The 12,590-nt window shown below is 37.4% G+C and carries 8 protein-coding genes; 2 read left to right on the top strand and 6 right to left on the bottom strand.

Features of this window, described 5'->3' with window-relative positions:
* Positions 1–95: 95 nt before the first annotated feature.
* The 6 genes from C0430_RS03845 to C0430_RS03820 form a co-directional block, all read right to left on the bottom strand.
* The gene (locus C0430_RS03845; RefSeq protein WP_290865663.1) at positions 96–527 is read right to left on the bottom strand and encodes a MarR family transcriptional regulator; all 432 of its coding nucleotides are present in this window, start codon (positions 525–527) and stop codon (positions 96–98) included.
* A 211-nt stretch (positions 528–738) separates the two neighbouring features.
* Positions 739–1,122: a hypothetical protein gene (locus tag C0430_RS03840; protein WP_290865661.1), complete on the bottom strand. Its 384-nt coding sequence runs from the start codon at positions 1,120–1,122 to the stop codon at positions 739–741.
* A 189-nt stretch (positions 1,123–1,311) separates the two neighbouring features.
* The gene (locus C0430_RS03835) at positions 1,312–3,084 is read right to left on the bottom strand and encodes an AMP-binding protein (protein WP_290865659.1); all 1,773 of its coding nucleotides are present in this window, start codon (positions 3,082–3,084) and stop codon (positions 1,312–1,314) included.
* Between the two features lie 400 nt (positions 3,085–3,484).
* The gene (gene purL, locus C0430_RS03830) at positions 3,485–7,138 is read right to left on the bottom strand and encodes a phosphoribosylformylglycinamidine synthase (RefSeq protein WP_290865657.1); all 3,654 of its coding nucleotides are present in this window, start codon (positions 7,136–7,138) and stop codon (positions 3,485–3,487) included.
* A 92-nt stretch (positions 7,139–7,230) separates the two neighbouring features.
* Positions 7,231–9,288 carry an endonuclease gene (locus C0430_RS03825; RefSeq protein ID WP_290865655.1) on the bottom strand — a complete coding sequence of 686 codons (2,058 nt, stop codon included), beginning with the start codon at positions 9,286–9,288 and terminating at the stop codon, positions 7,231–7,233.
* 103 nt (positions 9,289–9,391) lie between these two features.
* A complete protein-coding gene (locus tag C0430_RS03820; protein ID WP_290865653.1) occupies positions 9,392–10,918 on the bottom strand; it encodes a hypothetical protein in 1,527 nt (508 codons plus the stop codon).
* A 120-nt stretch (positions 10,919–11,038) separates the two neighbouring features.
* Here C0430_RS03820 and C0430_RS03815 point away from each other — a divergent pair, with 120 nt between their 5' ends.
* Together C0430_RS03815 and C0430_RS03810 are read left to right on the top strand one after the other, a co-directional pair.
* Complete coding sequence (locus tag C0430_RS03815; RefSeq protein WP_290865651.1) at positions 11,039–11,479, top strand: PaaI family thioesterase; 441 nt, start codon at positions 11,039–11,041, stop codon at positions 11,477–11,479.
* Positions 11,476–12,519 (top strand): isochorismate synthase, encoded by a 1,044-nt coding sequence (locus C0430_RS03810; protein WP_290865649.1) that lies wholly within the window; start codon positions 11,476–11,478, stop codon positions 12,517–12,519. Before C0430_RS03815 ends, C0430_RS03810 begins: the two co-directional genes overlap by 4 nt.
* Positions 12,520–12,590: the final 71 nt, after the last annotated feature.

Below are 12,590 nucleotides of genomic sequence, written 5' to 3'. Positions count from 1 at the left end.
CCCCATGATTCCGGATCCGATTACTGCTACTTTTTTAATAGATCTTTTCATTTATAAAAGCTTTAGGCTTTATGCTTTGTGCAACAAGCGTTTAGTTAAAATATTTTTTTTTCGTGAATCAATTCGTTGATAATTTCTGAAACTTCCATAAAATGTTGAAGTTGTTCATCAGAAATATTTTTTCTTACAGTTTCATTAAACTTTAAAACCGTATTTTTAGACAATTCTCTTTTTTCTTTGCCAAATTCGGTCAAGTAGATTAAAACGCCCCTGCCGTCATCCGGGTTTTTTTTTCTCATAATTAGCCCTTTGTCTTCCATTGATTTCAAGGTTCTGGTCAAGCTTGTGGCTTCCATGCCCATTTTTGGTCCCAATGTAGTGGAAGGAGTCCCTTTTTCTTTATCAATGCTTAACAATGCAAATCCTGTAGCCATTGTTGCGCCGTAATTTGAAGCTTCTTCGTTGTACATCCTTGCCACGGCTTGCCAAGTAGCGCGAAGGACGTAGTCAATAGTTTTATCTTTCATAAGCAATTTTTTTTTTAGCGCAATTATTTTTATTTATAAGCAGCATTCTTTTTCTGTGACGTTTTAACGACAACGATTTAGTAACGGTTTCAAATATACTTAAAAATACTATGCACGCATATTAAATTGCGGTTATTTTTTTATTTTGTTTTTGGGCATAAAAAAACTCCCCAATTTATTGAGGAGTCAAGAACAAACTAAAATGTAAATTTTATTTCATTTTTCCATTTACAAAAGCAATTACGGCTCCCATAAATGCACTGATCACCATAGAAATAATTATATCTAAAGCCATATTTTGGTAATTAGCTGGCCTATTTGAATACATAAAAAAGTTCATCGATAAACTTGTAAAAAAACCAATGACCGCTCCAGCCTTAATTCCGGTAACAGGATTTGTGATTCCTGCCCATTTTGTAAAAATATAGGCTATAAACAAACCGGAGGTCAAGCATCCCAAAAATGTGAAAATCAGATTCATGTTTTCTCCTTCTGGATAAAGATCTTTAAACAACATTCCATAAAATACCCATCCCAGCAGAAAGTTTACAATTCCACCGGCTATACCTGAAACTAAAAAATTTTTTGTGTTCATATTTTTTTGATTTTGTTGGTTTATCCTATAAAAATATTAAAAATTAGATAAACTATTAATTAATAAAAGATTAATTATCAACTATTTACTATTTATTTATGTTAATAAGCAAAAAGATAAATAATAATTTTAATAAAAAACTCATCGTTATTCGATGAGTTTTGAGTAGCTGTAAGGAAAATAATGACTCTAATTATAAATTTTATGAAACAAATCGATATATTTTTCCATCACAATTTTTCGTTTCAATTTTAAGGTAGGCGTGAGGTGACCCGCTTCTATTGACCATACATCTGGAGTCAATTCAAAGCGCTTAATTTTTTCCCAATTTCCAAATTTTTCGTTCAAAATGTCCACTTCTTCCTGAATGCGTTCTATCACTTTAGGATTGGAAATTATTTCTTCATAGGTTGTGCCAACAGCAATTCCGTGCAGTTTTTCCCATTCTTTGACAAAATTAAAGTTGGGTTGAATAAAGGCTGCCGGCATTTTTTGTCCATCGCCAATGACCATGATTTGCTCAATAAAACGGGATTGTTTCATGGCATTTTCCAGCAATTGGGGAGAAATATATTTTCCTCCCGAAGTTTTGAACATTTCCTTCTTTCGATCCGTGATTTTAAGGAATCCTTCGTTGTCGAATTCGCCTATGTCACCCGTATGAAAATATCCGTCACGAATAGCTTCGTTAGTCAAAACTTCATCTTTATAATAACCCATCATTACATTATTTCCTTTGCAAAGAATTTCTCCATCTTCGGCAATTACCACTTCGACATTGTCAATTACTTTGCCTACCGTTCCAACTTTGAAACCGTGGTTTCTAGTGTCATTTACCGCAATTACGGGAGAAGTTTCGGTTAGCCCGTAGCCTTCCATTACCGGAATTTCAGCAGCTGCGAATACTCTGGCAAGCCTTGGTTGCAAAGCCGCACTTCCTGAAACCAATAAATCCAGATTGCCTCCTAAAGCTTCCTTCCATTTACTAAAAATAAGTTTTCGGGCTATTTTTAATTGGAATTCGTACCAAAATCCATTGGCTTCGTAGGGTTCATATTTCAATCCTAAATTGATTGCCCAAAAGAACAAGTTTCTTTTAATTCCTTTAAGTTGCAATCCTTTGGAATAAATGCTGTCGTATATTTTTTCCAGTAAGCGAGGAACGGCAGTCATTACGGTAGGTTTTACCTCTTTGATATTGTCACTGATTTTATCGATAGATTCACCAAAATAAACGGAAACACCATAATATTGGTATAAATACAAAATCATTCTTTCGAAAATATGGCAAATAGGCAAGAAACTCATAGCCCTACTTTTTCCCTTTTCGAAAGGTATTCTTGAGGCGCTATCCAAGACATTGGACACGATATTTTTATGAGAAAGCATTACGCCTTTAGGTTTTCCTGTAGTTCCTGAAGTGTAAATTATGGTGGCTAAATCTTCGGGTTTTACATTGTTTTTTCGGTCTTCGACCACATCTTGATTGCTTTGGTCTTCACCAAGGACAAGCAGTTCTTTCCAATTTTTGCAACCTTCGATTTCATCAAACGAAAATACTTCTTTTAGATTGGGAAGATTCGGTTTTATCAAATTTACTTTTCGCAACACTTCGGCATCCGATACAAAACAATAGCTGGAACCGGAATGATTCAATATATATTCGTAATCTGTTTCGGATATTGTGGGATAGATTGGGATGTTTTGTGCGCCAATTTGCAAAACTCCAATATCCATAATGTTCCATTCGGTTCTATTATTGGTCGAAATTACGGCAATTTTATCGTTTTGTTGAATTCCCATTCGCAATAATGCCCTCGAAACTGCATTGGCTTTTGCAATGTATTCTTCGCTAGAAGTTTTAATCCAAACACCGTTATACTTGGTAACCAATGCCTCCGGAATGTTGTAATGCTCTAATTGATAATATGGAAAATCAAATAATCGAGTGATCTGGGTCATTTTTTAAATTGTATTAATTTGATGCAAAATAGTAAAAAATATGATTTATATAATAAATTTAATGAAAAAAGGAGTTTAAATTAATGAACCTCTAATTTTAATGAGATATTTAAGATTTTTTCTATTGTAAGATTCGTTTTTTACAAGAAATAGTGCTTTTAAAAAAGAGTTTATTTGGTTCAATTGAAGCAATACAATCATAATTATTTCTGTGTCTAAAAAATAAATATAAATATATTCAAGCAATTCCTTAATTAGATTCTGGTAATCAGTAAAATTCTTGAAAAATACTGCTGTATACTTATTTGGGTCAAGCTATTGTAGGCAACAAATTTTAAAATTAAAACCAGACATAAAAAAAGCGTCTCTCTCGAAACGCTTTTCTTTTTTATAAAATTTTCTAATGTTTCTCAATCCACAATCTGGCATTTACAAAGGCTTCGTGCCAAGGCGTAACTTCGTCATTTCGGTCTTTTGGATAATTCGCCCAGTTCCATTGGAAAGTCGAACGCTCGATGTGCGGCATCATCACCAAGTGGCGACCCGTGGTATCACATAGCATTGCCGTGTTATAATCAGAACCGTTTGGATTCGCTGGATAACTGTCGTAACCGTATTTTCCAACGATGTTGTAGTTGGCTTCCGGTTCAGGCAGATTGAATTTTCCTTCTCCGTGTGAAACCCAAACTCCCAAAGTGCTTCCGGCCAAAGTCGACAACATCACCGATTTGTTTTCTTGAATCGTCACCGATGTAAAGATGCTTTCGTGTTTGTGGCTGTCGTTGTGCAACATTTTTCCGTGAACTACGTGCTCTGGATTGATTTTTTCCAATTCCATCAACAACTGGCAACCGTTACAAATTCCTACCGATAAAGTGTCTTCTCTTTTGAAGAAATTGTCCAAGGCAGTTTTTGCTTTTTCGTTGTATAAAAACGCTCCGGCCCAACCTTTGGCAGAACCCAGAACGTCGGAATTCGAGAATCCTCCAACCGCTCCAATGAATTGGATGTCTTCCAGATTTTCACGTCCCGAAATCAAGTCGGTCATATGAACGTCTTTCACGTCAAAACCTGCCAAGTACATTGCGTTGGCCATTTCACGCTCGGAATTACTTCCTTTTTCACGAATGATGGCTGCTTTTGGCCTCTCGACTGCGCTCGAGATGACAGGTTTTTTTCCTGTAAAATGAGTTGGGAATGTATAGTTTAATGCTTGGTTTTTATAATTGTCGAAACGCGCTTGGGCAGTTCCGTTTTTGGATTGTTTTTGATCCAACAAGAAAGAAGTTTTGAACCAAACATCCCTGTATTTTGCAATTTCCAATCCGCAAGGACCAAAATCCAAAATACCATTGTCGGTCGCTTTTCCTAATTTATGGAAAGCAACTCCTTTGTTGTTCAACACGTTTTCTACCGTGGCATCGTCTTTGGCTTGGAAAACCACCGCGATATTTTCGGAGAACAAATATTTGATGATGTCTTTTTCTTCGAAAACCGAGAAATCAATTTTGGCTCCCAAATTCACGTCGGCAAAACACATTTCCAATAAAGTAGTGATCAATCCACCGCTTCCAATGTCGTGTCCAGCCAAAATTTGATTGTCCAAAATCAATTCTTGAATCGTGTTGAAAGCATTTTTGAAGAAAGCCGCATCTTTGATGGTTGGCGCTTCGTTTCCAATGGAATTCAAGATTTGTGCCAATGAAGAACCTCCCAATTTGAAATCGTCTTGTGACAAATTGATGTAATAAATGGAACCACCGTCTTTTTGCAAAACTGGTTCAACCACTTTTCTAATGTCGGTACAATTTCCACCAGCCGAAATAATTACCGTTCCCGGCGCGATTACTTCGTCGTTTGGATATTTTTGTTTCATCGAAAGCGAATCTTTTCCAGTCGGAATGTTGATTCCCAATTCGATGGCAAAATCGGAACAAGCTTCCACTGCGGCATACAAACGAGCGTCTTCGCCTTCGTTTTTGCAAGCCCACATCCAGTTGGCCGACAATGAAATGCCTTTCAATCCGTCTTTGATTGGAGCCCAAACGATGTTTGACAATGACTCGGCAATAGCCGTTCTTGTTCCCGCAACCGGGTCAATCAAGGAGGCAATAGGAGAGTGTCCGATTGAAGTCGCGATTCCTTCTTTTCCAGTGTAATCCAAGGCTACCACACCACAATTGTTCAATGGCAATTGCAATGGGCCGGCACATTGTTGTTTGGCCACTTTTCCACCCACGCAACGATCGACTTTGTTGGTCAACCAGTCTTTACAGGCCACAGCTTCCAATTGTAGCACCGCTTCCAAGTAAGTGGAAATATTTTTTACGCTATATTCTAAAGCAGGATAATTATAATTGATGGTTTTGTCGGTCATAACCGTTTTTGGCGAACTTCCGAAGAAATCTTCCAAAGCATAATCCATTGGTTTCAACCCGGTAGTTTTGGATTCGAATGTAAAACGGTGATCCGCTTTTACGTCACCTACTTGATACATTGGCGAGCGTTCACGGTCTGCAATTTTTTGAAGTAAATCAATGTCTTTTTGACCAATAACCAATCCCATTCTTTCTTGAGATTCGTTACCGATGATTTCTTTGGCCGAAAGAGTAGGGTCGCCCACAGGCAATTTGTCCAAATCAATCAATCCTCCGGTATCTTCAACCAATTCCGAAAGACAGTTCAAGTGTCCACCGGCACCGTGATCGTGAATGGAAACGATAGGGTTGTTGTCGCTTTCCACCAATCCACGAATGGCATTGGCAGCACGTTTTTGCATTTCAGGATTCGAACGTTGCACCGCATTCAACTCGATTCCAGAACTCATCGCTCCGGTATCGGCAGAAGAAACCGCGGCTCCACCCATCCCGATTCTATAATTTTCTCCACCAAGAATAACGATTTTGTCGCCTTCTTGTGGTTTGTGTTTGATGGCTTGATCCAGTTTTCCGTAACCAATTCCGCCCGCTTGCATAATTACTTTGTCGTAACCCAATTTGCGGTTGTTTTCCTCGTGTTCGAAAGTCAAAACAGAACCGGTAATCAACGGTTGTCCAAATTTATTTCCAAAATCCGAAGCTCCATTAGACGCTTTGATCAAAATATCGATTGGAGTTTGATACAACCATTTTCTTTCTTCAACACCGTTTTCCCAGTTTCTGTCATTGGTCAAACGAGAATACGAAGTCATGTAAACCGCTGTTCCCGCCATTGGCAACGAACCTTGTCCGCCTGCCAGACGGTCACGAATTTCTCCTCCAGAACCTGTTGCAGCTCCGTTGAAAGGCTCCACGGTAGTCGGGAAATTGTGGGTTTCCGCTTTCAAGGAAATAACTGAATCAAATTCTTTTATCTCGTAAAAATCTGGTTTGTCGGCAGTTTTGGGTGCAAATTGCTGCACTTTTGGTCCTTTTACAAAAGCCACGTTGTCTTTGTAGGCTGATACAATGTCGTTGGGATTTTCCTGTGATGTTTTCTTGATTAATTTGAAAAGAGAGGTTTCTTTTTCCACGCCGTCAATAACGAAAGTTCCGTTGAAAATCTTGTGACGACAGTGCTCCGAATTGGCTTGTGAGAAAGCAAAAATCTCCGAATCCGTCAGTTTTCTGCCCAATTTGGTGGCCAAATTATTCAAATAGTCCACTTCTTCATCGCTCAATGACAATCCTTCGGATAAGTTATAAGCGGCGATATCGTCAATGTTCAAAATGGCTTCCGGCTGAATGTGAATCGTGAAAATGTCTTGATTCAATTCGGTGTATTTTTGCGAAAGCATCGGGTCGAAATCGGTGAAATCTTCCGATACTTTGTAAAATTCTTCAATTCGAATGATTCCGGAAATGCCCATATTTTGGGTAATTTCCACGGCATTGGTACTCCAAGGCGTAATCATCGTGGCGCGAGGGCCAACAAAAAAATCCGACAAAACGGATTTTTCTATTTTATGTGCGTCGGCAAAAAGCCAGTTGAGTTTTGAGATGTCTTGAGCCGAAAGGAGGTCTTGCGTTTGAACTGCATATACCGTTTTGCTTTGGTTTTCAAAGAAATGAATCATTGTAATAGTGAAGTTAGTGTTGTTTAGGCAGCAAATTTAATCAATTAAGATTTAAAAAAAAAGCGTCCCGTTTTTTATCGGGACGCTTAGAATTAGTTGATTTCAATCTTCTTGGTTATTGATTTTGAATCTTTCGTTATTTTGACCAAGTAGGTTCCTTTTTGAAGGTTAGTTACCGATACCGAAGAACTTCGCGTGTTTTCTTTTTCGAAAACCTTTTGGCCCAATAAAGAGAATATTTCAATGGTATAGTCTCTGTTAGAATTATCGAAATTAATATTGAAATTTCCTTTGGATGGATTTGGATAAATCGTAAAATCTTCTTGGACGAATTTTTTGAATCCTAATGAACCTGAATAACAAGTCCAGGAAAGATCGTCAATTGCCACACGATTTGATGTAGTGCTATTATCAGTAATGCTAATAATTACATCATCTGCAATGTTAATACCTGTAATAGTTGTAGTAGTCGTGGTTGCGCTGTAAGGAATTGTACCAACAATATTTCCATTAACACGAAGATTAAAGGTGCCACTTGTACCAGTAAATATTAGTTTAGTTGTTACAGTCAGGTTTCCAATTCCGTCAGGTACAGTTGATGCGGATAATGATCCATTTCTAATACAAATTGCTCTTGTGTTTAGGGTTTGGTCTGTTCGAGCATCGGTTGCAGTCCAATTAATTCCCGTATCGCCAGTCCAAGTTCTTGTTGCATAAGAAGTGGCATTTGATGGAATATTTTCAAAACTTTCGTCTACACAAGTGCTGCCTCCAACTATGGATGTTGTCGTAGTTCCACTTGCAGTATTACTGGCTGTGGAAGAATTTCCGGCTTCATCTCGCGCAATTACATAAAACGAATAAGTTGTAGATGGTGTCAAACCATTGATTATGGTCGATAATCCAGTAATAGAAGTCTTTAAAAGGCCGTCTACATAAACATCATAGTTCGTTATGCCGATGTTATCCGTACCTGCTAACCAACTCAAGGAAACTGTGTTTGCACTTGATCCTGTAACGGTTAAACTTGAAGCTGGAGTTGGTGCTTCAGTATCAGCCACCACGGCCGTAGTTGTTCCATTTACCGTATTACTCGCTGGAGAAGAATTTACGGCTGCATCTTTGGCAATTACATAAAAGGAGTAAGTTGTTGAAGGTGTTAATCCTGATATTGTAGCAGTTAAACCATTTACCGACGTAGTCAAAACACCATTTACATAAATGGAATAGCTTGTTATGCCAATATTATCCGTAGCAGCGACCCAACTCAAAGAAACTGTTTTTGAGGTTGTTCCAGATACCGTTAAATTTGATGGAGCTGTCGGAGCTTGTGTGTCCAGTGTTGAATTCCAAATCATTTGGACATATTCGGGATGGTCAATATAAGGATTTCTGTTGTTTTGACGAGCATAAATGGCGTTGTTTCGAGCAATTTCTCTTTGACTCACTGGATCTTGAGCATTCCAAGTCAAAAGCATGTTCAAAAAAGCCGTAGTAAATACTTGATTACTTGTTCCATTAAACATTGGATAAGAATATCCAGCCACGGTATTTTCATAGCGTGTAGCAAAGTAAAGATACATTCTGGCAATGTCTCCTTTGAATTCGTCAATTGGTTCGAAAACTGTTCCGGAATAACCAGTCACTGCACTTGTGCCCAATTTACTGCCATTTAGCGTGATTTTTGAAGCAGACGCAACTGCTCCATGCGGAAAGTTACTTCGTAGTCCATTCACTTTTCCGTCAGTTGGTGTTATAAAATGAGCATCGGCAACCATTGGCGAAGCTGAACCAAAAACAGATTGTGGAATGATATGCTCTCTGTTATAACAATCTCCTTCAACTGAATAAGAACCGCATTTATCGGAAGATACAGAAGTTGAATAATTATAAGGATCAATTCCTGTTGGATTTTCAGAATACATATCTAAAACAGTTCCATCATTTTCATAATAATAATCCCTGTCCGAGGTCAAATAGGTTGTATATAATCCATCATAGCCATTATTTGTGTGACCTTTGATGATATTATACAATTGTGTTTTTAGAGTGTACCCAGTTCCTGTGGCTGTATTGTAATATCCTGCTGGAATTTGGGAAAAAGAATAAAGTGAAAATAATAAAGCAAAAAAATGTAATTTTAATTTCATGGAATAATTTTAATTTATGAAGTTATTAAATCTCTCTTTTAATGAGAACAAAATTAGATTATGGACAAGCTATAATTTTAATTCAAATGTTAAATTAACGACATTATTTTGGGAAAGGCTTACTTTGATACGCTCCCAAATCAGGAGGCAACGTTCTGGTATTTCCCAAAATGTCCAACGGAACTAAATATGTTGCATTGCCTTTGGCAAAAGCCGCAGAAGTTTCGTCGATATTAAGTTTGTTTTGTACAATTTTAAAAAATTTAGGATCTTTATTTTGAATTATTGCATTGTAATGGGCTGGATCTGTATTGAACTGGTATTCAGGATGGCTGCTATATTGATTTGAAGTATTGTTGAACTTGATCAAACAATTGTTGAATTGGTATTCGAATGTGGCTCCGACCTTTTTATTCAAAATCAATTCATTGGAATACGATCCATAAATGATACAATTGTTGAATGTTGCCGCAGTAAGATTTTTCACTTCCGGAACTGCACCAACATAATAATTATTCACTGAAACCGCCACTTGACTGGAACTTGGCCAATTATTGTTGAACGTGCTGTGTGTAAACTTGTAATCTCCGCCATATTCACATTTCAAACTAGCTAATCCTGCATTGTTAATCACTAAATTTTCCCCATTAATTTTAGCGGTTTGAGCTAAAATTCCATAATTGGCAGAATCATAAATTTGGGTATTTTTGATGGATACAGTTGTTCCATTATTATTTTGAATCAACAATCCGATGGTTGCATTTTTTATGGTCAAATGATTGAATTTGTGATTGGTGCTGCCGTCAGTAAGCCAAATGGTTCCCCATTGTCCTGGAACATCAGAAAAACCAAGTTCTAATCGATCACCTTCAAAAATGACTTCATTTTCCATTTTTTCTGTGGTTGATGTCGCGCCATTCACGTTTATGGAAGCATTTGCGGCCACAATAAGACCGGAATTGGTATGGAAATGCACTCTTGCACCCGCATCAAAAGTCACCGTTTTTCCCGAAGGAATCGCTGCATAACCATAAATCACATAAGGTTTCTGGTTTGTAAAAACAAGTTCGTTGCCGTTTACTGGATCATTGGCATCCAAAAAGAAACCATAAATTTCTTCATCGCCAATGGGAAGCGTTTCGGTGGTACCGTCAGCAAAACGTTTTGGATAAAGGAAAACAGCATCCTGGATAAGCGTCACTAATTCCACTTTTTGAAGATTGGTTCCTCCGTCAAATAAAATTTGGTCCGTGTACAGAAAATCTGTTGGATTGGCATCGGCAATATTGGCAGTGGTTTCAATAAAAATATACATGCTGTCTTTGGCTATAAGATTCACGTTTTCAAATACTTTTCCTTGATTGCCCTGCATTCCATCAACGGTCATTCTGTATTTTGAATTTAAGCCTTTTCCTAATTTTATGCTTGGAATCGTAATGTCTTTTTTGGATTTATTGAACACTTTTAGCGTATACGTACTCGAACCAATGTTGGTAAAAACGGTGTCTAAATAAATAGTGTCTTTCGAAAATGCTAAATCTCCGGTGCTGGCCACGGTTTCAAAATCGGTTCGACAAGAGCTTGCAAAAACAAGGATTCCAATAAAAAACAGAAAAGTAAGCTGACGCATTGGGTTATATTTTTTGTAAAAATAGGAAAAAACTAATACTAAAGTAGAACGATTTTTAATTTATAATACCAATTGTTTCTGCCATCTTTTCCATAAATTTACATTTTTAAAGCAAAACACATGACATTCGACAAAGAAAAAATACTTCATTATTGTAACGATATTTCAAAAAACACCTTAATGCAAACCTTGAATATTGAATATATTGATGCTGGACCAGATTTTTTAGTGGCCACGATGCCAGTAAATCCTTCAGTTCATCAACCTATGGGATTGTTGCACGGTGGTGCTTCGGTGGCATTGGCAGAAAGTGTGGGAAGTGCCGCTTCTTTCTTGTTTGTCAATGCTGAACATAGCGAAGTTCGAGGAATTGAAATCTCGGCCAATCACTTGAAAGCAAAACGCGACGGAATTGTAACCGCCACGGCAAGAATCATTCACAAAGGAAGCAGCATTCATTTATGGGAAATCCGAATTACGGATGAAAAAGAAGCATTAATTTCGCTTTGCAAATTGACGACCATGGTTTTACCAAAAAGAAAAATTGAAAAACAAGAATGAAACTAATTTTACAGAAAGCCAACAAACAGTACAGGCAAAATCTACCTTTTGTAATTTATAAAAAACCGAACAATAACAATGTCAAAGGTCTTTTTCAGCAAAATGACACCTTGTTTACAGCAACTGATTGCATCGAAAAAGGATTTGTTTTCACCTCTTTCGACAGTAGCAAAACGGTCTTGATTCCAGAAAACCAATCCGAAACAATCAGTGCTGTTTTCCAAGAAAAAGCAATTGCGATTTCCCAAAAAGTAGACAATACGACAAACGATAAAGCGAAAAACAACTTCGAAAACTTGGTTGCCAAAGGCATTCAAGCCATTGAAAACAAGCAATTCAAAAAAGTCGTTTTATCTCGAAAAGAAACTGTGGACTTGGTTGATTTTGATTGGATTGCCGCATTCGAAAAGTTGGCACAGTTATATCCGAGTACTTTTGCCTATTGCTTTTTTCATCCAAAAGTTGGAATTTGGCTTGGGGCAACGCCCGAACAATTATTAAAAGCCAATGATAAAAAGTTCAATACAATAGCTTTGGCTGGAACACAAAAAGATACTGGTTCCAATGAAGTAATTTGGCCGAAAAAAGAACAAGAAGAACAACAAATTGTCACTGATTATATTGTCGAAAAAATAAAAGACATCACTTCCGAAGTAGAAGTTTCAGAACCTTACAGCTTAAAAGCAGGAAGTATTTGGCATATCAAAACGGATATTTCGGGAACTTTGAATTCAAGTTCCAACTTGTGCGAAGTAGTGCAGTTATTGCATCCAACGCCAGCGGTTTGTGGATTGCCAAAAGATAAATCAAAGGCTTTTATCTTGGAAAATGAAAATTATGACCGCACTTTTTACACCGGTTTTCTGGGCGAATTAAATGTGGAAGACCAAACGGATTTGTTTGTAAATTTGCGCTGTATGGAAATTAGTGGTTCGCAAGCGCATTTATACATGGGTTGCGGCATCACGAAAGAGAGTATTCCCGAAAAAGAGTGGGAGGAAAGCTGCAACAAATCGGCAACGATGAAAAGGGTTTTGTGAAATGGAACGCAATTCAAACGGATTTTAAAGATTATAAGAGTAACGAAATTCAAACATAATTTTTAAAATCA

This window comes from Flavobacterium sp. (assembly GCF_013823965.1).
Classification (GTDB): Bacteria; Bacteroidota; Bacteroidia; order Flavobacteriales; family Flavobacteriaceae; genus Flavobacterium.
The sequence above is the reverse complement of the archived record's forward strand: the minus strand, read 5'-3'. Positions and strand labels throughout refer to the sequence as shown.